17 protein-coding genes are annotated in these 22,656 nt (G+C 52.0%); 8 read left to right on the top strand and 9 right to left on the bottom strand.

Features of this window, described 5'->3' with window-relative positions; translation table 11 throughout:
* Nucleotides 1-110: 110 nt before the first annotated feature.
* Together ACTHPM_RS03250 and ACTHPM_RS03245 are read right to left on the bottom strand one after the other, a co-directional pair.
* Complete coding sequence (locus ACTHPM_RS03250) at nt 111-5,576, bottom strand: HAMP domain-containing protein (RefSeq protein WP_440393739.1); 5,466 nt, start codon at nt 5,574-5,576, stop codon at nt 111-113.
* A gap of 159 nt (nt 5,577-5,735) precedes the next feature.
* The gene (locus ACTHPM_RS03245; RefSeq protein WP_440393738.1) at nt 5,736-7,271 is read right to left on the bottom strand and encodes an MDR family MFS transporter; all 1,536 of its coding nucleotides are present in this window, start codon (nt 7,269-7,271) and stop codon (nt 5,736-5,738) included.
* A 173-nt stretch (nt 7,272-7,444) separates the two neighbouring features.
* Here ACTHPM_RS03245 and ACTHPM_RS03240 point away from each other — a divergent pair, with 173 nt between their 5' ends.
* Nucleotides 7,445-7,879, top strand: coding sequence for a MarR family winged helix-turn-helix transcriptional regulator (locus ACTHPM_RS03240; protein WP_440395337.1), 435 nt, complete (start codon nt 7,445-7,447; stop codon nt 7,877-7,879).
* 95 nt (nt 7,880-7,974) lie between these two features.
* Here ACTHPM_RS03240 and ACTHPM_RS03235 read toward each other — a convergent pair whose 3' ends face one another.
* Both ACTHPM_RS03235 and ACTHPM_RS03230 read right to left on the bottom strand, forming a co-directional pair.
* Complete coding sequence (locus ACTHPM_RS03235; protein ID WP_440393737.1) at nt 7,975-8,574, bottom strand: nitroreductase family protein; 600 nt, start codon at nt 8,572-8,574, stop codon at nt 7,975-7,977.
* A gap of 175 nt (nt 8,575-8,749) precedes the next feature.
* On the bottom strand, nt 8,750-9,667 hold the full coding sequence (locus tag ACTHPM_RS03230; RefSeq protein ID WP_440393736.1) for a UDP-N-acetylmuramate dehydrogenase: 918 nt from the start codon (nt 9,665-9,667) through the stop codon (nt 8,750-8,752).
* Nucleotides 9,668-10,021: 354 nt separating this feature from the next.
* On the opposite strand from ACTHPM_RS03230, the gene ACTHPM_RS03225 reads away from it, so the two are divergent.
* Genes ACTHPM_RS03225 through ACTHPM_RS03215 form a run of 3 tightly spaced genes read left to right on the top strand, consistent with a single transcriptional unit; the run spans nt 10,022 to nt 13,743 of the window.
* On the top strand, nt 10,022-11,122 hold the full coding sequence (locus ACTHPM_RS03225; RefSeq protein WP_440393735.1) for a GerAB/ArcD/ProY family transporter: 1,101 nt from the start codon (nt 10,022-10,024) through the stop codon (nt 11,120-11,122).
* Nucleotides 11,109-12,599 carry a spore germination protein gene (locus ACTHPM_RS03220; RefSeq protein WP_440393734.1) on the top strand — a complete coding sequence of 497 codons (1,491 nt, stop codon included), beginning with the start codon at nt 11,109-11,111 and terminating at the stop codon, nt 12,597-12,599. Before ACTHPM_RS03225 ends, ACTHPM_RS03220 begins: the two co-directional genes overlap by 14 nt.
* Nucleotides 12,600-12,615: 16 nt before the next feature.
* On the top strand, nt 12,616-13,743 hold the full coding sequence (locus ACTHPM_RS03215) for a Ger(x)C family spore germination protein (RefSeq protein WP_440395336.1): 1,128 nt from the start codon (nt 12,616-12,618) through the stop codon (nt 13,741-13,743).
* Between the two features lie 10 nt (nt 13,744-13,753).
* On the opposite strand, the gene ACTHPM_RS03210 is transcribed toward ACTHPM_RS03215, so the two are convergent.
* Nucleotides 13,754-14,131: a nuclear transport factor 2 family protein gene (locus tag ACTHPM_RS03210; protein WP_440393733.1), complete on the bottom strand. Its 378-nt coding sequence runs from the start codon at nt 14,129-14,131 to the stop codon at nt 13,754-13,756.
* 245 nt (nt 14,132-14,376) lie between these two features.
* Between ACTHPM_RS03210 and ACTHPM_RS03205 the strand changes: the two genes are divergently transcribed.
* The gene (locus ACTHPM_RS03205; RefSeq protein WP_440395335.1) at nt 14,377-15,072 is read left to right on the top strand and encodes a futalosine hydrolase; all 696 of its coding nucleotides are present in this window, start codon (nt 14,377-14,379) and stop codon (nt 15,070-15,072) included.
* Nucleotides 15,069-15,917 (top strand): 1,4-dihydroxy-6-naphthoate synthase, encoded by an 849-nt coding sequence (locus ACTHPM_RS03200; RefSeq protein ID WP_440393732.1) that lies wholly within the window; start codon nt 15,069-15,071, stop codon nt 15,915-15,917. Before ACTHPM_RS03205 ends, ACTHPM_RS03200 begins: the two co-directional genes overlap by 4 nt.
* 77 nt (nt 15,918-15,994) lie before the next feature.
* Here the strand turns inward: ACTHPM_RS03200 and ACTHPM_RS03195 are convergent, their stop codons facing one another.
* The 3 genes from ACTHPM_RS03195 to ACTHPM_RS03185 all read right to left on the bottom strand — a co-directional run bounded on the left by ACTHPM_RS03195 (nt 15,995) and on the right by ACTHPM_RS03185 (nt 19,082).
* Nucleotides 15,995-17,398, bottom strand: a complete 1,404-nt coding sequence (locus ACTHPM_RS03195) for an NAD-dependent malic enzyme (protein ID WP_440393731.1) — start codon at nt 17,396-17,398, stop codon at nt 15,995-15,997.
* Nucleotides 17,399-17,537: 139 nt separating this feature from the next.
* Nucleotides 17,538-18,050 carry a hypothetical protein gene (locus tag ACTHPM_RS03190; RefSeq protein WP_440393730.1) on the bottom strand — a complete coding sequence of 171 codons (513 nt, stop codon included), beginning with the start codon at nt 18,048-18,050 and terminating at the stop codon, nt 17,538-17,540.
* A 138-nt stretch (nt 18,051-18,188) separates the two neighbouring features.
* Nucleotides 18,189-19,082 carry a GNAT family N-acetyltransferase gene (locus ACTHPM_RS03185; protein ID WP_440393729.1) on the bottom strand — a complete coding sequence of 298 codons (894 nt, stop codon included), beginning with the start codon at nt 19,080-19,082 and terminating at the stop codon, nt 18,189-18,191.
* Between the two features lie 245 nt (nt 19,083-19,327).
* Here ACTHPM_RS03185 and ACTHPM_RS03180 point away from each other — a divergent pair, with 245 nt between their 5' ends.
* Together ACTHPM_RS03180 and ACTHPM_RS03175 are read left to right on the top strand one after the other, a co-directional pair.
* Nucleotides 19,328-21,322, top strand: coding sequence for an acyltransferase family protein (locus ACTHPM_RS03180; RefSeq protein ID WP_440393728.1), 1,995 nt, complete (start codon nt 19,328-19,330; stop codon nt 21,320-21,322).
* A gap of 125 nt (nt 21,323-21,447) precedes the next feature.
* Nucleotides 21,448-21,747: an HNH endonuclease gene (locus tag ACTHPM_RS03175; protein WP_440393727.1), complete on the top strand. Its 300-nt coding sequence runs from the start codon at nt 21,448-21,450 to the stop codon at nt 21,745-21,747.
* Here ACTHPM_RS03175 and ACTHPM_RS03170 read toward each other — a convergent pair.
* Nucleotides 21,712-22,656, bottom strand: a complete 945-nt coding sequence (locus ACTHPM_RS03170) for a D-alanine--D-alanine ligase (protein WP_440393726.1) — start codon at nt 22,654-22,656, stop codon at nt 21,712-21,714. The genes ACTHPM_RS03175 and ACTHPM_RS03170 overlap by 36 nt on opposite strands.

Below are 22,656 nucleotides of genomic sequence, written 5' to 3'. Positions count from 1 at the left end.
AGGCTGACAAGTTAGGAAGCCAGACTTGGAGGGTATCTTTCTGGTTTCTTATAAAAAATACGCGTTGCGGGCTCTTATCACCCTGCAGCGCGTATCTCCTAAATTCATTGTTATTCCGAATCGCTTCGGCCAGAGGAATCCGTCTCCGTCTCCGTGCCCAGCCAGCTGCGTATCATCGATAACAGCTGCGCGCTGTTAACCGGCTTCGTAATGTAGTCGGAAGCTCCCGCTTCCAGGCACTCTTCCCGGTCCCCTTTCATCGCCTTCGCGGTTAAAGCAATGATCGGCAGATCCTTGAATTCTTGTTTCTCACGAATGGCGCGCGTCGTTTCGTACCCGTCCATCACCGGCATCATGATGTCCATCAACACGATCTCGATATCAGGGGTCTCTTCCAGCAATCGGATCGCTTCATAACCGTTCTCTGCCGGAATAACCATCATATTGTGGCGTTCCAGAATCGTCGTCAAGGCAAACACATTGCGGATATCATCATCAACGACGAGCACCTTTTTGTATTTGATCATGTCGTCGGATTGATACAGCTTCGTAATCGTCGCCCGGGCCTCTTCCGGAAGGTCCTCTGCGTCCCGGTGCAGAAAGATGCTCGTTTCGTCCAGCATCTGAACCGCATTTTTGACCTCTTTGAGGACCGCGTATTTCATGAGATCCTCGAGCTCCTCTTCTTCCGAGTGGGTCCATTTGCTGCTGCGGTTCAGGACAATCGGCACATGCTTGTTCTTCGGCATCCGGATCATCTCCCGGATCAGTTGCAGCACGTCCATGTCTTTCAGGTCATTATCCACCAGCACACAGTGATATTGGTTCTGCTTCAGATTCGAGAGCACCTCTTCCGCGGAATCCGTTGCCGTGATTTCCACGTCCGCATTTCCGATCAACTCAATCGCTTCCCGGCGGCGGCTCTCGTCCGACATGGCGATCAGAAGCCGATGAACCTTTTCGTCGGCAAACTGGTTCAGCCTGTCAAGCGTATTCTCCAGGTCCTCATTCGTCACCGGCTTGCAAATGTAATCATAAACTCCTTTTTGCATCAGAGCGACTTCGTCTTCCTCGACGGTGATTACGCAAACCGGAATATGCCGGATGTGGATGTCGTTCTTCAAATGCTCGATTACCATCCATCCGTCCATATCGCCGAGCCGCAAATCCAGCGTGATTGCCAGCGGATTGTATTTGCGAGCCAGCTCAAGCGCATTCGAGCCTTTGGTCGTAATGACGGCCTTAATATTCTTCTTATGAAGAATCTCCAGCAAAATTTCATTGAATTTGGTATCGTCCTCAACGATCAAAAATACTCTGTCTCCCGGTTCAATCCGGTCACGGTCATCATTGATATGATCGCTTTTGCGTGTGAACGATATTTTTTGCTCCGGCGGTGTCACGTCGATGACTTCCGGAACATACTTGACCGGCTCTTCCTTGTGAGGCACTTCCGTGTCGATCGGCAGATACAAGTTGAAAATGCTGCCTTTACCGACAACGCTGTACAGGGTCAGCTCACCGCCCAGCATCGCGGCGATTTCCCGCGAGATGGCGAGGCCCAGACCGGTACCGCCATATTCGCGGTTCGTGCTGCCGTCAGCCTGCTGGAAAGCTTCGAAGATGATCTGCTGCTTTTCATCCGCAATGCCGATGCCTGTGTCGCTGACCGAGAAGCACAGCACCGTAGCAGCCTGTTCCAGCTGCTCATTCTCGGTGTTCCAGCCATCCTTGGCTGTACGCAGATGAACCTGAATCTGTCCTTCCTCCGTAAATTTGAAGGCATTGGAGAGCAGATTCTTCAGAATCTGCTGAAGCCGCTTCGGATCCGTCACGATCACGTCCGGCACATTGCTGTCCATTTTGATGTTGAATTCCAGCCTGCTGTCATCCACCATGTGGCGGAAGGAGCGGTCGAGTCCGTCCATCATCGCAGGTACGGACGTTTCACTGTAGTCTGGCGACACGGTACCCGATTCGATCTTCGACAAATCCAGAATGTCGTTAATCAGGTTCAGGAGCTCGACACCGGAGTCTTGAATCGTCTTCGCGAACTTCACCTGATGATCGGTCAGATTGGCATCCGGATTATCCGCCAGCTGCTCCGCCAGCAGGAGCAGTGAATTCAGAGGCGTTCTCAGCTCATGGGACATGTTGGCCAGGAACTCCGACTTGTATCTTGACGTTAAGGCAAGCTGCTCGGCTTTTTCTTCCAGGAACTTCTTGGCGATCTCCACCTCGTTGTTCTTGCTCTCCACCTCAGCCTTTTGAATGACAAGCAGCTTCGCCTTGTCCTCCAGCTCGTCGTTCGTATGCTGCAGTTCCAGCTGCTGCTTCTGCAGCTCTTCCGTCAAGGACTGTGACTGTTTCAGCAGCTCTTCCGTACGGCGGTTGGCCTGCATCGTATTGACCACGATACCGATCGACTCTGTCAGCTGGTCAAGGAAAGCCAGATCAATATCACTGAACGGCCGGAATGAAGCAAGCTCAAGCACGCCCAGAACCTGCTCCTCGAACACAATCGGCAGCAACACGATGTTCAGCGGCGCCGATTCGCCGAGTCCCGAGGAAATCACAACGTAATCATTAGGCACATTCGTAAGCAGAATCCGCTGCTTCTCGATCAGGCACTGTCCGACCAGTCCTTCTCCTGCGCGGAAACGGTTGGAGAGATGCTTCCGGTTCTGGTACGCATAGCTTGCAAAGAGCGACAGCATCGGTTCCCCGTTCACTGGCTCATTGATATAGAAGACGCCATGCTGCATCGAAACCAGAGGCGCCAGTTCGCTCAGAATCATGCGGGCAATGGCGTTCAGGTCCCGTTGTCCCTGCAGCAGGCGCGAGAATTTGGCCAAATTCGTTTTGAGCCAGTCCTGCTCCGTATTGATGCGCGTCGTTTCTTTGAGGTTGCGGATCATCTCGTTCACATTGTCTTTCAGGGATGCTACCTCGCCGGCAGCCGCCACATCGATGGTCCGCGACAAATCTCCGTTCGTTACCGCTGTAGCTACGTTGGTGATGGCACGTACCTGCGTCGTGAGGGTACTCGCCATGTAGTTTACGTTATCCGTCAAATCGCGCCACGTACCGGCAGCGCCTGGAACGCTTGCCTGTCCGCCCAGCTTGCCCTCGGCTCCAACCTCTCTGGATACGGTCGTAACCTGCTCGGCGAACGTAGCGAGCGTTTCGATCATATTGTTCATCGTATCCGCCAGTTCGGCGATTTCGCCCTTGGCTTCCACGGTCAAATTCTGCTTCAGGTTCCCGTTCGCCACCGCGGTGACGACCTTTGCAATGCCGCGGACCTGGTCCGTCAGGTTGTTCGCCATCACGTTGACATTGTCCGTCAGGTCCTTCCAGATTCCTGCAACCCCTAGCACTTGGGCTTGGCCGCCCAGCTTGCCGTCGGTGCCCACCTCGCGGGCCACGCGGATAACCTCGGATGCAAAGGAATTCAGCTGGTCCACCATCGTGTTCACGGTATTTTTCAGCTCCAGCAGTTCACCGCTGACCTCTACCGTAATTTTCTTCGATAAGTCTCCGTTTGCCACTGCCGTCGTAACGCCTGCAATGTTACGCATCTGAATCGTCAAATTTCGTGTCATATTGTTGACGGTATCGGTTAGATCTTTCCAGGTGCCGGAGACATCCTTCACGTCCGCCTGGGCTCCAAGCTTCCCTTGGGTTCCCACTTCGCGCGCCACGCGCGTGACCTCAGAAGCAAACATGCTGAGCTGATCCACCATCGTATTCATGGTGTTCTTCAGCTCCAGCAGCTCACCCTTAACGTCAACCGTGATCTTCTTGGACAAATCGCCCTTGGCGACGGCTGTCGTTACATCCGCGATATTCCGAACCTGGTCGGTCAGATTGCGGGCCATGTTATTGACGCCCTCGGTCAAATCCTTCCAGGTTCCTCCGACCCCTTTTACCTGAGCTTGTCCTCCAAGCTTACCTTCGGTGCCGACCTCGTGCGCCACCCTCGTGACCTCGGATGCAAACGTGCTGAGCTGATCCACCATCGTGTTGATCGTAATCTTAAGCTCCAGGATCTCACCCTGCACGTCGGCCGTAATTTTCTTCGATAGGTCTCCGTTCGCGACCGCCGTCGTAACAACCGCGATATTCCGGACCTGATTCGTCAAGTTCGAAGCCATGTAGTTTACGCTTTCGGTCAAATCGCGCCATGTTCCGGCTACCCCTTTGACCTGCGCCTGACCGCCGAGCATGCCCAGCGTACCTACCTCGCGCGCCACGCGCGTCACTTCGGAGGCAAAAGTACTGAGCTGGTCCACCATCGTGTTGATGGTGTTTTTCATTTCGAGAATCTCGCCTTTGGCGTCGACCGTAATATGCTTGGACAAGTCGCCCTTCGCAACAGCCGTGGTCACTTCCGCAATATTGCGGACCTGATCGGTGAGTGTTCCCGCCATCGTATTGACAGAGTCCGTCAGGAACTTCCAGGTGCCGGAAACTCCTTTAACCTCCGCCTGGCCCCCAAGCTTGCCTTCTGCGGAAACCTCCTGCGCGACACGTGTGACCTCCGCAGCAAAGTTGCTCAGCTGATCCACCATCGTATTGATGGTGTTTTTAAGCTCAAGCAGTTCGCCCTGCACGTCGGCCGTAATCTTCTTCGATAGATCCCCGTTCGCGACCGCCGTTGTAACGACGGCGATATTGCGGACCTGATCGGTCAGATTGGACGCCATATCATTGACGCTGTCGGTCAGATCCTTCCATGTACCCGACACGCCCTTCACATTCGCCTGGCCGCCAAGCTTCCCTTCCGTACCCACCTCGCGCGCCATCCGCGTGACTTCCGATGCGAATGTCGAGAGCTGATCGACCATGGTGTTAATCGTATTTTTAAGCTCGAGAATTTCCCCGCTCGCGTTCACCGTAATCTGCTTGGTCAAATCGCCTTTGGCGACGGCGGTCGTGACCTGGGCGATGCTTCGCACCTGATTCGTCAGGTTCGCCGCCATATTGTTAACGCTTTCCGTCAGATCCTTCCAGGTCCCGGATACGCCCTTGACATCCGCTTGTCCGCCAAGAATGCCTTCTGTCCCGACCTCTCTGGCAACCCGCGTCACCTCGGATGCAAAGTTGCTGAGCTGGTTTACCATCTTGTTGATGTTGCTTGCTGATTTTTTATATTCTCCGGTCAGTGGTCTGCCCTCAAATTCAAGTTCCACCGTTTGCGATAGGTCCCCTTGGGCGACCGCATTGATTACCCTAACCATTTCGCTTGTCGGTTGTATCAGATCGGTGATCAGTCCGTTAAGCGACTCGACCGATTGCTGCCAGGAACCGCCCGTATTTTTATGTGAGAACCTGCGGGTAAGCTTGCCTTCCTTGCCCACCACCTTGGCAACCGTCTGGATCTCGTTGACCAGGTTCTCCTGCATTTCCATAATTTCATTGAATGTATCCGCAACTTTGCCGGCGATCCCGGTGTGGTCATAGGGCATCCGATAAGAAAAATCACCCTTTTTTAATGCCATGAGTGCATTCAGCAATTCGCCGGTATGTACGTGATCACTTTGTACCTCACGATTGGATTTCTCGTCCGACATGATCATTATCCTCTCTCGACATTAATTTTCATTATGTTATAAGTCGTTTCAGCTTGCCTTTTCCCATTTTACTATGAGTCAATGAATCTGTCATTTTTCTGCCAAAAACGAATGTTTCCAACAAAAAAAACGCCCGTATACCGGGCGCTTCTCTTCAGCTTAAGCTTCACGACTGTTTGGGCTGTTCTGCTGCTTCGCAATCGTCACACGCGATTTGCCCATCATGAATACGAAAATGACGGCAATCGCAATCGGGATCACGGCAATCAGGAACACATGCGTAATCGAACTCGACATCGCATCGACGATTTTGCTGAGGATGTCCTCAGGAATTTTCGAGCGGACGCTGGGCTCAAAAATTTGTCGCGGTTCACCGAAGTCGGATACCGCCGAGCCGGCACCCCCACCCATGCCTTTAAAGCCTTCAGCCAGTTGGCTCGTGAACACGTTATTCTGGATCGTGCCGAAGATGGTGATGCCCATCGTCATGCCGAGCGAACGGAGGAACTGGTTGGTCGAGTTGGCCGTTCCGCGGAAGCGCGGCTCCAGGTTATGCTGCGACGCCGTCGGCAGCAGCGAGAACGAGAAGCCCATGCCGAAGCCTACGATAATCATATACAATGTGAGCAGAATCCGCGCCGAATCCGGCGTAAGCGTACTCAGCAGGATCATTCCCGCAATGTAAAAGACGACCGAAATAATCATCAGGTTCCGGTAGCTCGTTTTCGTCGAGAAGATCCCTCCGATGGAGCTGCCCGCAACCGAGCCCAGCATCATCGGTGTCAGGATCAATCCCGCGTTGGTTGCCGAGCCGCCGTACACCGCTTGAACAAAAATCGGTATGTAGACGGTCAGAATAATGAAGGTGCCGCCATACAGAAACGCCAATATTTGCGAGGAAGCGAATAAACGCCGTTTGAACAGGAAGAATGGCAGAATCGGTTCCTTGGCCCGCAGCTCCACAAAGAAAAAGATAACGAAAAAGACCGCAAAACTCGTGAAGAGCGAAATAATCGGAGCCGAACTCCAGTCATACTGCTTTCCGCCCAGCTCCAGCGCGAACATGAGGCTGATAACCGCGATGACGAGCGTGGAAGCCCCCCACCAGTCGATTTTTTGCTTCGTGTGCGACGGGGATTCCTTGTAATTCTTCATGATCAGCGCAAATGATACGATGCCGAGCGGAACGTTGATGTAGAATATCCATTCCCAGCCGAAATAATCGGTGATATAGGCTCCGAGCAGCGGTCCGACGACGCTGGCCGCTCCGAATACAGCCCCCAGCAGACCCGTCATTTTCCCTCTCTTCTCCGGCGGAAAAATGTCAAAAATGATGGTGAACGCGATCGGCATCAGCGCTCCGCCGCCAATCCCCTGAATCGCCCGGTACACGCTGAGCTGTTCGATCGACTGCGCGAGTCCGCACAGCGCCGAACCGATCAGAAAGACCGTCAACCCGAATATGAAAAATCTTTTTCTGCCGTACATGTCGGACAGTTTGCCGAAGATCGGCATGCCTGCCATGGTCGTAACCATGTAGGCCGATGTCACCCAGACGAACTTGTCCATGCCCCCAAGTTTGGAAACGATCGTACCCATCGCCGTTGCGACGATCGTATTGTCTATGGCTGACATGAATATAGCAAGCAATAAGCCTGCCACAACGAGCTTTATGTTGCTTTTCGAAGCTTCCATCCGTTAACCCCTTTACAATTGATTCATGATTTCGATAGAATGAACATGTTCATTCCCCTCGTTCATCAAATATCTCGATAATCGAGATATTGAGATTTTAAAAGGAGGTAAGCCATTTGTCAAGCCATCAGCCAGTACAAGCAAAGGATCAACTGGAGCCGCTGATTTCCCTGATGCGTGGACTCGGAACTCGCACGGTTTTATACCAACAAAACGTGGCTGCCTCACTCGGCTTATACAACAATGATTTAAAATCAGTTGACATTCTGCGCGAAACCGGCCCGATCACCGCCGGCGAGCTGTCCAAAATAACCGGGATGGCAACGGGCAGCATCACCGCACTGATCGACCGGCTGGAAAAGGCAGGTTATGTGCGAAGACAGAATGATCCGAGCGACCGGCGGAGAGTGATCATCGTGCCGGAGTATGAATATAAAGAAGAGGTTACAGGGATCTATCGCCCCCTGCATGATACCATGGTTGAACTTATTTCCTCATACTCCGAGGAGGAGCTGAAGGTGATCACCCACTTTATGGGCAAGGCAAGCGGCATCCTGGAGGAACAGATCCGGTCTCTTAGCGCCGCACGCGGCAAGTCTTCTACCTGACGGAAATGCAAGCAAAAAGGACGGTTCCCGTGAAGCCTCAAGGGCTTGGGATACCGTCCTTTTCTTCTATGCGCCGGCACACCGGCCATGAAATCTTATTTAAATACTTTGATCCGCTCTTCAAGCGGCTGGAACTGCTTTTCACCTGCAGGTGCTACCACTTTACCAAACGGCATTTGCGCAATCAATCTCCAGCTCGCAGGGAGGTTCCACTCGCTTGCTACCCTTTGGTCGATCAACGGGTTGTAATGCTGCAGGCTTGCGCCAAGCCCTTCAGCCTCCAGCGCCGCCCAGATCACCAGCTGGAGCATGCCTGAAGATTGCTGGGACCAGATCGGGAAGTTATCTTTATACAGTTCGAACTGGGACTGAAGACCTTCGATCACCGCGTTGTCTTCAAAGAACAGCACCGTACCGTAGCCGCTGCGGAATGCCCCCATTTTATCAGCCGTCGATTGGAAATTTTCAGCCGGTACGACAGCTCTTAATGTTTCTTCGGTCAGGTTCCACAGTTTGTCATGCTGTTCGCCGAGCAGAACGACAACGCGGGCGCTTTGGGAGTTGAAAGCCGATGGTGTATATTTGACAGCTTCATTCACGATTTCCTGGATCTTCTCGTCAGATACCGATACTTCCTTGCTGATTGCATATATGGAGCGTCTACCTTTAAGTACAGAGAAAAATTCATTCGACATATGTATAGTTACCTCCAATAATTTATTTACTTACTTTTTTATTATATATTCCTAGCTTCTCTCTTGCAATACTTTCTTTTAGAATCTTATTGGTTTATTACACCTCAATAAAACAGAAGAAACCTTTCCGGAAGGAAAGGTTTCTTCTGTTGCTGCCACTTTGTAGATACGGCACCTACTTCACTAGTACAACTTCCGGCTCCGGTTCAAATCCGAATGCCTTATTGACGCCTTCGATAATCGTGTTCATCAAATACTTGATATCCTCTGCGGTCGCGTGGTTGTGGTTGATGATCATATTTCCGTGATAAGGGGAGATCATGGCCCCGCCATGCTCCAAGCCTTTCATATCCAGACGATCCACCAGCGCACCGACCGGCACGCCGTAGTCATAGTTGTTTTTAAACACCGATCCGCAGGAAGGATACTCAAAATGGCGCTTGCCGTTACGGTAAACGGCAATGTCGCTCATTTCGGACGGTATCGCATGACCTTTCTTCGTTAACGCCGACGCTTCTTCAGCCATGTAGGAATAGAACGATTGGAGCGTCGACATGCCTTCCTTCCCTTTCCAGCGGGCAAGCAGCTCATGGCCAGCGGCGATCTGCTCCGCACCAGGGACTGCGAGCATATCCGCGCCAACAACTAACCAGGGGTTCATCTGGAAAATGGACTGCTTGTAACCGTATTTGCATTCGGATACATCAATGGACTGCATCGACAAAGACGGATCGGACAGGTCCACGTAATAAACGGTTTTGATAATGTCGCTGATTTGGTGGTGATTGTACTTGGCATTCATATAGATCCCTGCTCCAAGTCCGCCAGGAAGCAAGTACGTAAACTCGTATCCGGGGATGTCGAACATAAGGCCGCTTACGGCCAGCATAGACATTGGTGTCCCCGATGATATAAACCAACGGGACGGCTGAATGTCCCAATACACGAATTTTTTCAACGAAATATAGAGGGTGTCCTCCCGAGGGTTATCCGGAAAGAGCAAATTGGAGCCCATGCCGCAAATAAAATAGTCAAGGCCATGCGTTCTGCACCCCTGCAGCAGCGTTAATAGCTCTTCAACCGTTTCCGGCATTGCAAAGAAATTCGCCTTTCCTCCGATTTGATAGGAAGAATGGCTTGCAAGCGATTCGTTTCGCACACATAAATTTTCAAAAGTCATCCGGTTATTCAACATTAGAGTTCCTTCTCGCTTTCAACTTCATAATTAAGGATTACAATCCTGCATGAGTACCTTTTTTAGTGTAGACCTATCTATTCTAATATATCGCCGGGCATAACGCTATGTGTCATTTCATCATCGCTTGCAGAGTTTGGAAAGGACTTTTTTCGCTCCACCGGATGTATTTCATGACCTCCCGTGTATCCATTGGCATCGGTGCGTCAATAATGTTCCTTATAAATGTAAATTATTTCCGAGGTGACAACAATGAATTCGCGCAAACCCCTGCTTTCTCAAGGAATCATGGTCATTCTGTTATCCATTGGTATTATGAACCACGTGTTCATCATACCTCTCCTGCTGCAGGCAACGCGGCGGGACGCCTGGATCTCTGTCATTATTTCTGTCGTACCCCTGCTTGTGCTTACAGGCATGATATATACAATCGCCAGACAAATGAAGGACCAAAAAATTGAAGTCTGGTTAGAACGTCATTTTGGAAAAGCTGTCGCACTCGTGTTCAAAATGCTGATATCTCTATTTATGTTTACCATATGTTACTACACGCTTTTCGATACGACCAATTGGGCAAAAATCACTTTTTTGTCCGCAACGCCCGTCCTTGTCACTTCACTCATTTTGCTAGCATTATGCTTTTATGCCGTCGTCAAAGGCTTTAAGGCGATTGCTACGGCTTCGGGAATTCTGCTGCCGATTGTCGTTGTGCTTGGCATTTTCATTATGATCGTCAACGTGCAGTACAAGGACTATTCCCAGCTGCTGCCCGTTCTCGAAAACGGCTGGAAACCGGTCGGCACAGGAATCATTTATGCCTGCTCCGGATCCTTTGAAATATTCGTTTACCTTTTTCTACAGCCCAAGCTGAGTAAGCCCGCCAAGAGCTGGCAGCTTCTGATCCTTGCACTGGTGCTGGTCGGCCTGACCCTGGGACCGCTGATTGGCGCTATAACCATATTCGACCCGTTCGAGGCGGAAAGGCAGAGGTATCCGGCTTACGAAGAGTGGAGAATCGCGACCTTGGGCAAATACATTTCACAAACGGATTTCTTCTCGATCTACCAATGGCTGTCCGGAGCGTTTATCCGTATTTCCCTTGCGCTGTATTTAATGGTGGATATTTGGGATATTAACAAGAAGAGAACCCGGATTTTAACTTATTTGTCACTGGTTATCGTACTCTATTGCCTGAACCATTATGGTCCGGACGATATCCATTTCCTGAGGTTTTTGAAAAACTATTATTTCCCGGCATCTTTTGTTTTGTTGGGTCTATTGACTTGCATCTTGTTCATCTTGGCTCATATCTCATCCAGAAAGAAGGCGCATCAGGACCATGGATCCGGTTAACCCTCCTTATCCGTTCGCTAACAACAATCAATCCATCGATAAAGCATTCCTTGAACAATACTATGCCAAGTGTCAGGATGTGATCCTGCATCCGTTTTATGTAGGCACGCAGGAAAATAAGCAGACTATCCTGCTGATTTATTGCGATGGCATGACGAATGCCGAGCAAATCAATCAGTTCGTGCTGCCCCGACTTGAAAAAATGTATGGAAAGACTGGCTTTTCGGCGGTGGAAGACATTGAGGATTGCCAATATATCCCTCTCAGCCGAATCCAAACCGACCAGCTCCTGAAGGAACTGGACATCCAGGTTTTCGGAGGCATGCTCGTCGTATTTTTTCAGGAGCTTCATGCCTTTTTCACGATGGATGTCAGCAACCAGCCTAATCGTTCACCTGAGGAATCTTCCACCGAAGCCTCCATTAAAGGTCCTCACGACGGTTTTACCGAGTCGCTTTCCACCAACGTGGCTTTGGTTCGCAAACGCCTTAAAACGCAGTCCTTCAGCGTAGAACATTTCGTGCTATCCGAGCGCGGCCAAACGAAGGTATCCCTTCTTTACATCAAAGATATTATTAATGAGGATATCATTACGGATATACGCAGCCGCCTGGAGAACTTCGATGGAGATGCCATTATCGGCACGTCGCAAATCGAAGACCTAGTCCAAGGAAGCCTGAGGAGCATCTTTCCGCTTACCGATTACGTCGGACGGCCGGATTATGTGGCAGACAGCATCCTGAGCGGCAGATTTGCGGTGCTGTTCGACGGTTCACCCATGGCGATCATTGCTCCCATTACCCTGACATCCCTGATCAAGTCGCCGGAAGATACCAACATGCCCTTTCACATTGTCACCATCCAGCGGACGATGCGTCTGGCAGGACTTCTGATTGCAATCTTTCTGCCCGGGTTCTATATTGCCCTCACCAGCTACAATATTGAACAGCTTCCGACGCCGCTGCTTGCCACCATTATGAATTCCAGAACAGGGCTGCCATTATCCATACCGCTTGAAGCCTTCATGATGCTGTTTCTGTTTGAAGTTTTCCATGAAGCAGGCATCCGGCTTCCGAAGTCCGTCGGACAAACCATCACTGTGGTCGGCGGCCTGATCGTCGGGGATTCAGCCATACGTGCCGGCATCACTTCCCCCACCATGGTAGTCATGGTTGCGGTCACCATTATCGCCACCTTCACGCTGGTCAATCAGGTGTTGGCGGGGACGACCTCGATCGTGCGGCTATATGTATTAACACTCTCTTCTTTGCTTGGCATGTTCGGCTTCTTCATTGCCTTGTTCTCGCTCGTTCTGCATCTCGCCACGCTGGAATGCTACGGCGTTCCCTATCTCGCCCCGATTTCGCCATACGTCAGCCGCGACGTATGGGAGGGCTTGATGCGCAAGCCGGTAAGGGACATGTTCCGACGTCCAAAAGTACTGCGCACACAGGATCCTACCCGGAAAGGACGGTGATCGTGCTTTGAGAGCCATGGTCATGCTGCTGCTTTGTTCGATCGTACTTACCGGCTGCTGGGATCAGAAGGCTGTACAGGATATGAATATCATTACGGCCGTCGGGATCGATTATGTGAAAGACCACTACGTGATATATGGAAAGCTGACTGATTTCAGCGCGGTTGCAAACAGCGATAGCGGCGGAGGCAGCAGTCCCACCCCCTCCCCATCATGGGTAGGCAGGGGCGAGGGAGCAACCGTGTCGATGGCTTTTAATGACTTATATGCATCCTCGCAGCACCAAACGTTATGGACCCACGTCAAAGCCATCGTATTGACCGAATCCGCCTTGGGGAACTTAACCGATATTTTCGAAGAATTGCTCAGATCAAGGGATCTTCGTTACACCCCTTGGGTTTTCGGAACCCGCAAACCTGTCGAAGAAATTTTAAATACAGAAACGACGTTTAACCAATCTCCCCTGATGCTGGAAATATTCGAACCCCGGGAAGTATACAAGCAGCACTCCGCCGTCGAGCCCATCCGTCTGCATAAGCTGATGGACGGGATCCGCGAGCCTGCCGCAGCCATGCTGTTACCCGACATATCCTTAACGACAAAGCATTGGAAAACCAACAAAAAGGAAGATCCGATGCTGGAACTGAAAGGTGCGTTCGTTATACAACGGGGAGTGAAAAAAGGCTGGATCAGCGAAGAAGAGCTCAGCGGAGCCAGAATAATCAGTTTCAGGCATATGAGACGTTATCCGCTCAACTTGGATGCAACCCGAGGCTCCCCTTCGACGCTTATCATGCAGCATACTCATTCTGACTTTCGGTTAAATACCCGAAACCGCAAGGTCGCTGTCGATGTCAAAGTCACAGTCCATGCCAGTATAATAGAGTCCGCGTGGAAAAAAGGAATGGACGAACATCAAATGAAGAACAAAGCAGAGCAGATTCTGCAGAGGGATATTATAGAAAATTTCGCAAACGCCAAGCAAAAAGGGGCCGATCTCTATGGCTTTGAAGAATGGCTGTACCGTCACCATTACAAGTTGTGGAAACAAAAAAGCAGCGAAGGTCCGCTGCTTCCGGCAATCGATATCGGGAATGTCAAGGTTACGGTAAAGATCGACCATTCCAACACGTATAAAATGTAACATAATCCGGTTATTTTTGATCCATGTCGCTTTGTCCCCAGTATGCTTTCATGCTGGTGATGTGCCCTTCTTCGTCAAAAGTCATGACTTCAATGACATGAAAGAGCATAATCGCATCCGCGGTTTGACTCTCGATACGAATGGCCATCGCGCCCGAATTCCCGTGCGAGCCCCGAATGGGCTCGTCCCTGCGGATTCGGGTTTTTCCGTTGACCACTCTTCCGTAAAATTCCGCAATGGCAGCCTTCCCTCGGATCGGTGCCGTCCCGACGGGATCCTCGATGGAAGCTTCCTCCGCAAAGAGAGAAAGCACCCCCTCCAAATCATCCTGGTTAAAGCAGTCCATATACGATTGCATCGCTGATTTGATCTGCTGTTCCGTTAGCATGCGGTTTCCTCCTTTGAGACATGAATGAGTTGGATATGACGTTGATACATGTACCATTTCATTATTCACCTCCAGTCATGGGGTGTCAAACGCCTGTCCCACCTTCGTGTCTGGAATGGCTGATCCGCTTTACATGACGTCCGGATCGCGCTAAGGTAATATTTGTGGTCTTATGTTGACTGGCATTGAGACATAGATACTTATTACCGCATGACAGGAAAGGAGGTTCCAGCTTGAAACCAAATATGAATAGCCTGGAAAAGGTCTCAGAGCAGAGTCGGGCGGCTCTGCATTCCGGACGGATCCTCATCATGACCGCCGTCGAAGCAGAGCGTCAGGCCGTGCTCCGCGGCATCGGCGATTCCGCAATCTTTGACGTAAAGCTTGCGGGTTTCGGGCCGGCTTCGGCCGCAGCGCGAACAGCAGCCGCGCTCCCTTGCTCCCAATACGGTCTTGTCATCAGCGCCGGCATCGCGGGCGGATTTCCCGGCAAAGCGGATATCGGCACCATCGTCGTCGCCGACCGGATCATCGCGGCGGATTTAGGCGCAGAAACGCCTGATGGTTTCCTCAGCGTGGACGAGCTTGGATTCGGGAGCTCCGTGGCGATTCCCGAGCCCGTTCTCGTGCAGGCTTTAACCGATCAGATGAGGTCGGCCGGCATTTCCGTCCACAGCGGACCGATACTGACCGTGACAACAGGAACGGGATCGGCAGAAAGAACGGCCGCACTGACTGCCCGAATCAGCGAGGCGGCAGCGGAAGGCATGGAAGGATTCGGCGTGGCTACAGCAGCCGGCCTATGGAATTTGCCTGTGCTTGAGGTACGCGCCATATCGAATGCCGTCGGTCCGAGGGATCGGTCGGCCTGGCGCATGAAAGAGGCTTTTGAAGCGCTTGAAATCGCAGGCGCGCATCTAAGGAGGTTATTGACAGAATGAAGATAGCGTTCTCCCCGTGTCCCAATGACACGTTCGTATTTCATGCCTGGACGCACGGACGGATTCCCGGTGCCCCGGAACTCGATGTGACTTATGCCGATATCGACATCACGAACCATTTGGCAGCCCAGGAGGACAGCGATTATGACGTCCTCAAGATTTCATATGCTGCGCTGCCTTGGGTTCTCGACCGGTATGCCCTCCTCCCTTGCGGAGGCGCTCTCGGAAGAGGGTGCGGTCCGCTCGTTCTGACTTCGGGCGGCGGGCAAGCCAATGCAGACCCTGCCGCTTTGGCCGGACGCCGCGTTGCCGTTCCAAGCGAACGCTCAACAGCTTACCTGCTGTTCCGGTTATGGGCGGCCCAGAATGTTCCGGGCGGCGTAGGTGAGATCGTGGTCATGCCATTCGATCAAATCATGCCAGCCGTTCGGGACGGCCAGATCGATGCAGGCCTGGTCATTCATGAAGCCAGGTTTACATATCCCGATTACGGCCTCACGTTAATGACCGATCTAGGAAACTGGTGGGAACAAGATACCGGACTTCCGATCCCGCTCGGCGCCATCATTGCCAAACGGACGCTTGATCTGAAGGCTATCTCGCAATGGGCCCGAGCCTCCGTCGAGTATGCATGGGCTCATCCGGAAGAGTCCCGGGAGTACGTGCTTGCGCATGCGCAGGAGATGGACCCGGAAGTAGCGGATGCCCACATTCAATTATACGTGAACGACTTCACCGCCAGTTTGGGGGAGGATGGCTACGCAGCGATCTCCTCCCTGCTTACACGAGCAGCCGAAGAAGGCCTGGTACCTCCGATCGATCCGAAGGCGCTCCTGCTTCCTTAATCGGCACTAAAAAATCCCCCTTTTCTCATCCTTAATGAGAGAGGGGGATTCTTTATGTCCGACATAGATACACCGGATTAACGGAAATCCTTAGGTATTCTTCGGGCCACACCGGTCAAAATAGCAGCCTGTACCACGGCTTTACGCACTTCGATCACGACCTGCTCATTAAATATGCTCGGAATAATATACAGCTCGTTCAACTCGCCACCGGTAACGACCGACGCGATCGCACGCGCGGCTGCGAGCTTCATCGGTTCGTTGATACAGCGCGCCCTGCAGTCCAGCGCACCCCGGAACAGCCCGGGGAACACCAGCACATTGTTAATCTGGTTCGGATAATCGCTGCGGCCCGTCGCGTATACTCTGGCATGGGGAAGCGCCTCTTCAGGCGATACCTCGGGAACAGGATTCGCCATCGCGAATACGATCGGATCCGGTCCCATGCCGCGGATATCCTCACCATTCAGCAGGTTGCCGCGGGATACGCCGATGAATACGTCCGCGCCCTTGATCACTTCCTTAAGCGAGCCTTCATTCGCCTCAACCTGAGGCTGGTCGGCAAGCCATTGCCACATCGGGTGCGAATAGCTTCCGCCTCTCACAATCGCTCCATCCCGGTCAACTGGGACAAGCTTGGTCACGCCTGCGCTGAGCAGCATTTTGCAAATGGAGACACCCGCGGCGCCAATCCCGTTGACAACCACGCGGATGTTCTCGATGCGTTTGTTCACGACCTTCAAGGCATTCAGCAGGCCTGCAATGACAACGACGGCCGTGCCGTGCTGATCATCATGGAAGACCGGAATCTCAAGCTCTTCCGTCAGCCTTCTTTCGATCTCGAAGCAGCGCGGTGAGCTGATGTCCTCCAGGTTAATGCCCCCGAATATGGGGCTCATGGCCTTGATCGTCCGGATCAGCTCCTCCGTATCATGCGTATCCAGGCAGATCGGAAACGCATCCACACCGGCTAGCTGCTTGAACAGCATGGCTTTGCCTTCCATAACAGGAGCGGCCGCATAAGGGCCGATATCCCCCAGCCCGAGCACCGCCGTACCATCGCTGACCACGGCAACGGTATTCCGTTTAATGGTAAGCGAATAGGCCTTTTCCGGATTCTCATGAATAGCGGTGCAGACCTTGGCAACCCCAGGCGTATATACGCGGGACAAGTCATCCCGGTTTTTAATCGGCAATGTCGGTTGAATCTTGATTTTTCCGCCCAGATGAACAAGGAACGTACGGTCCGACACGTTGATCAGCTTGATGCCTTCACGCTGCTTGAGCGATTCGACCACCTTGCTCTCCTCCGTATCCACCACTTCTACGGTGATGTCACGAACAGAAAAGTCCTTGCCCGGACGGATGACGTCGATGGACGTGATGTCGCCGCCCGATTTGCTGATCGCGGCTGCCACATCTCCGAAGGTGGCTTTTTCATGATTGAGTTCAACGCGCAAAATGATACTTGTGTTCGCCATGTGACTTCCCCCTATTATGGTTTGATTCCTTTTGTAACCGATTACAATACGGACATAATCATAACAGGCAGCGGACTTCAAAACAAGCGTCTGAAGTCCGTACTCCCTTTGCCGCTAACTTCTGCATACTTACCGCAGGTTATGGCATGTTGGCGTGGTGGGCATTCGATTCCCTCTTATTCGTTTCATGAACGCCCATAATGACGGCGATCAGTTCGTAGCTATCCAGGCTTTCAGATTCATTGCGAAGGCAAAATGCCCCCGATTCGAACCACCCGTTGATTTTGGCAAAATGGGCCACCGCCCTTCCGGATTCATCCGTGATGGTATATTCCTTGGAGAATGCGGGAGAGAAAATCTCATATGCTCCCCTGCTGTCCGTTTCGTATTCGAATTTTTTGGACAAAAAGCTCAGACGATGTCTCAACACACCTAGAATCCGGTCATCGTTATCTGAAATCTCCCATTTATTCGAGAATAACCGGAATTTGCCGCTGCACACCCGTTCTCCATGAGCACCATTCACATCAAGCGATGAGCCAAAGGCACTTTTAAGGTCAAGACTTCCGGCAGGTTTCTGATCCGCATCCACGATTTCCGTATAGCCGGCGTTGAAGAAGTTATCTCTAAAATACAGTTCCAGCTCGGGCACCTTCTTTCTTCGATTAATCTTCCGTCATCGTGTAAAAATAAGAAAGCCATGGACAATGATACATCCATGGCTTGTGTTCTTGCAAATTTTACATATTTCGACTTTCTTCTTCGACATCATGCTGCTTTAACCGACTGTTTATGGTGTCTCCTTCAGCGACCATTTCATATGGACCTGGTCAATCCACGGCCTAAAGCCGGCCTCTTCCAGAATACGTACGAGTGGCTGTTGGGATAACGGTAAATTCACCGTGCGCCGTACTACTTTTTTATCCAAAGGCGCATAGACTTGAGACAGCAGCGCTTTCAGCAGCCCTGGTGCTTCCTCGTCAGAAACATCAACCGTACGGCATTGATACAGATTCGTCGCGCTATGCTCCCCCTGCGCATCGAAGGTCCTCTTGAACAATGCATAACCGGCTACCTGTCCGTGGTCATTTAATGCAATGACCGATTGCCCGTTCATAATGTTCTGCCAATGCGTCTGCCAAGGCATTTCACCTACCGGGAGGGCAAAATGCTGAATGTCTTGAGGCAGTCCCGTGTAAAACCGGTATGGCTGCTCAGCTTCAACTGCAAAAACGCCTGGACTCAGCCCCTCCTTCAGTTCGTAATATCTTAATTGATCGATGAGCTGATACCCCATCTTGGAGTACAGCTTGATGGCAGGCTCATTCGTGCTTATCGCCTCAAGAAGGGCTACACCTGCACCCTTTTCCCGGTATAAATCCAAAGCTGCGCCGATCAGCTGACTGCCGCAGCCTCTGCCTCTGTATTCGGGAATGATGCCCGTTCCCCCGTTCCAGGCTGTCAGGCGTCCGTCTACGTTCCGGAAGCCATTCATGACGAAACCGATCGGCCTGCCTTCATCGCAAAGGGCTATAGATGATTCCAGAGAAAGGTGGTTCTCCGGAATTCTTTTCATAAACATGTCCACATCCATCGTCATGTCAGACGCATATCCTTTAAAACCTTCATTCCACAGCTGAGTAAGTTCTCCGGCCGTAAAATCCGTAAAATTCCTGATTTCCATTGTGATCGCCCCCCGTACAAGGAATAATTGGTAACACTTTCATAATGAATAAAATGTGAAGTGAAAGCAATCATTTTGTAACTTAAACCCCATATCCATATGATAAAGTTAGTACCTGTGAATAAGGACTTTCACCATAACATACGGAGGGCATCAAGACATGAACATCAGAAGAAGGAACCGCATTGCATACATATCAGCTTATACACGTGGCGTTTTCCGCTCACAAAACGGGGTTTGTCCATATGTATAATCAGAATAAATCGGATAAACGTTATATGCCCGGATTGGACGGACTCCGAACATTAGCAGTGTTTTTTGTCGTTTTATATCATTTGAACGTCGATTGGGCGCCTGGGGGATTGCTCGGCGTCAGTATCTTTTTCGTCTTATCCGGTTACCTGATTACAGATTTGTTAACCTCGGAATGGAGCCGCAGCCAGACCATTCATCTGAAGGTATTTTGGCTGAGGCGCTGCAGAAGGCTGCTTCCGGCCATGTTCGTCATGCTGGCGGCGGTCTGCGCTTGGGTAACGCTGTTTAAACCCTCGCAGATGTCCGTCCTGCGCGGAGATGCCGTTTCATCGCTGCTCTATGCAAACAATTGGTATCTTATTTTTCATCAAGTATCTTATTTCGAAAAGTTTGGTCCGATCTCCCCGCTCGGGCATATGTGGTCCCTGGCGGTAGAGGAACAGTTCTACCTGGTCTGGCCGCTCCTGCTGCTGCTCGGCATGAAGCTGCTGAAACGCCGCGGACCGTTATTCCTCGCCATTCTGGCGGCTGCCGCGATATCTGCGCTGCTGATGCTGTTCCTCTACGATCCGGGAAACGATCCGAGCCGGGTATACTACGGAACCGATACGCGAGCTTTTTCGCTTCTGATCGGAGCCGCGCTCAGCATCGTGTGGCCGAGCCGCAAGCTGTCTGCAACAATTCCGCTTAAATCCCGCTTGGTGCTGGATGGCCTCGGTCTCGCGGCTCTTGCAGCCGTGTTCATCATGGTATGGACAACGAATGAATATGCCGCCTTCCTGTACCCTGCAGGATTGTGGATTCTTTCGATGCTGGCTGCGCTTATTATCGCATCTGCCTCCCATCCTGCGAGCCTTGTTGGTAAGCTGCTCGGCATGAAGCCGCTGCGATGGCTTGGCGTCAGGACATACAGCATTTACATATGGCATTACCCCGTCATCATACTTACGTCTAAGACAAATACGGAACCCGAAATATGGCGTGCGCTTCTGCAATCCGCAGCATGCGTCTTCCTGGCCTCGATCTCCTACAAATATATAGAGGAACCGATACGCGGCGGCTTGATCGGCAGGGCTTGGAACAGAATCCGAAAGGGGCAGGCAAGCCTGACACTCGTACCGCTCAAAGGGTGGATAACATCGGCCTCGGTACTGCTGCTCATCGTAATATCCTGCACGGGATTCGCGCTTCATACGCAGGTGAATGCGTCTATGATTCCGCAGGAGGCAGCCCCGGTCAGCGCCGTGCAGGCACCTTCATCCGATACAAACCTGCAGGACGGAAGCTCCGATCAAACCCAAGGCGAACATGCGACTGCAGCCGCTTCGGAGGTAAGTCCCGGGGAAGGCGCAGCAGCCGAGCAGCCCCATTCGGTTGAAGCCGGCCGTTCGGATTCGCAGAAGGCAAGCACCCCCGTGACATCGGAGACCCCGGTTAAAGCGGGCGGCAGCGGGCATGATTCTACACCATCACAGCCAAGCGGTGCATCCGTACCTGCCGCCAAGGATGGGAAAGCATCCATTCCCGTCACGGCCATCGGCGATTCAATCCTGCTGGATGCCCAGTCCCATTTGAGCAAGCTGATTCCGGGGGCTGTCATCGACGGCAAAATCGGCAGGCAGATGGCTGATGCGGAGATGCTGATCAGCGACCTGCGCTCGGAAGGGAAGCTGGGGGATCTGGTCGTCATCGAGCTGGGCACGAACGGTCCTTTCAGCAGCAAGCAGCTGGGCTCGCTTCTTCGTTCGCTTCAGGACGTGCGCACCATCGTGCTGGTGAATGCCCGCGTGCCGCGGAGCTGGGAAGGCTCCGTGAATGCTGCGCTCAAAAAAGCCGCCGCTTCCTATCCGAATACGAAGCTTCTCGACTGGCATGCGGCTAGCAAAGGCAAATCGTATTTCGAGCCGGACGGGGTTCACTTGAAACCTCAAGGGGGCAAAGCTCTTGCGGATTTGATTGCCAAAGAGCTGGGTTACAAGGACTAATGTGATTCTGTAGTGTATAAGCTAACGGAGGACTTCTTTTACTAAAAGAGGTCCTCTTTTTTTACGGGATGCTAAGGTAGCGCGTTTTGGGTTATTTTATAAGGAAAGGAGCGGTGATCCGTTGAATGAAGGACAATGGTAAATGCGAGTGCTGCGGAAGGGAAGGCGTGGTTACGACGGTCCACCATCTGACCCCGAAGGAAAGGGGCGGTGCGCAGCTGCCTACGGCGCAGTTGTGCATTCCCTGCCATAAACAGATTCATCATTTATATACGAACAAGCAGATCGTCGACCTCGGTCTCACTACCGTCGCCGCTCTTCAGCAGGATGCGGCCATGAAAGCTTTTATCCGCTGGATCCGCAAGCAGCCGCCTGGCGCCATTCCCAGGTCACGCAAATCGAGGAACGTTCGCGGCAGGCATTGAGGGGGACGGTTTTCTTTCGTTCAGGGAGCCTTCAATAATGGCATCCAGCAATCCGGGGAAGGAGATCCCGGCAGCCAAGGCGCTGCGCGGCAGCAGGCTGGTCTTTGTCATGCCCGGCAGCGTATTCACCTCGAGGATATAGGGAACGCCGTTCTTCAGCATCATGTCGATGCGGGCATAAACGCTGCATTTCATGGCCGCATAACTTGCTTCCGCCGCCTGTCTGATGCGCTTATCGAGTTCTTCTCCGAATGTCGCGACCTGCTCGTCACATTGTCCCGGCTCATACTTGGACGCATAATCAAAAAATTCGGAGTTAGGTTTGATCGACACAATCGGAAGAGTTTTACCGTTCAAAATACCGCAGGTGATCTCTTCGCCCTGAATATAAGCTTCAACCAGCACTTCTTCGCCGTAAGAAAAGGCGGTCCGCAGCGCCGTCAGCAGGCTCTCCTCATTCCGCACAAGCGTCACTCCGATACTGGAGCCGCCTGCGTTCGGCTTAATCACCAGGGGATAGTCCAAGGCAGCCAAACGCCCGTCATTCACGTCATCCAACGTACGCAAAACGGTCCAGTCCGGTGTTTCGAGTCCTCCATAGCGAAGCAGGCGTTTGCTCAAGTCCTTATCCATGCAGATCGCTGACGAGAGAAGCGAGCAGCCCGTATAGGGTATTCCCATCGTTTCAAGGGTGCCCTGTATCGTTCCGTCTTCGCCGAAGCTGCCATGCAGTGCAAGGAGCGCGATGTCGATTCCCTGGGCCTTCTCAAGCAGATCCTGCTTGGTCTTGATGTCGATCGGAACGGCTTCATATTTGTTTTGATCAAGATGCTCCAGCATTTCTTTACCGGTGGCGAGCGAAACTTCCCTTTCCGATGAAACGCCGCCCATGATGACTCCTACTTTCAT

This window comes from Paenibacillus sp. SAFN-054 (assembly GCF_051966755.1).
Taxonomy (GTDB): Bacteria; Bacillota; Bacilli; order Paenibacillales; family Paenibacillaceae; genus Paenibacillus_AQ.
Note: the sequence above shows the minus strand (reverse complement) of the source record. Positions and strands in the feature narration are given on the sequence as shown.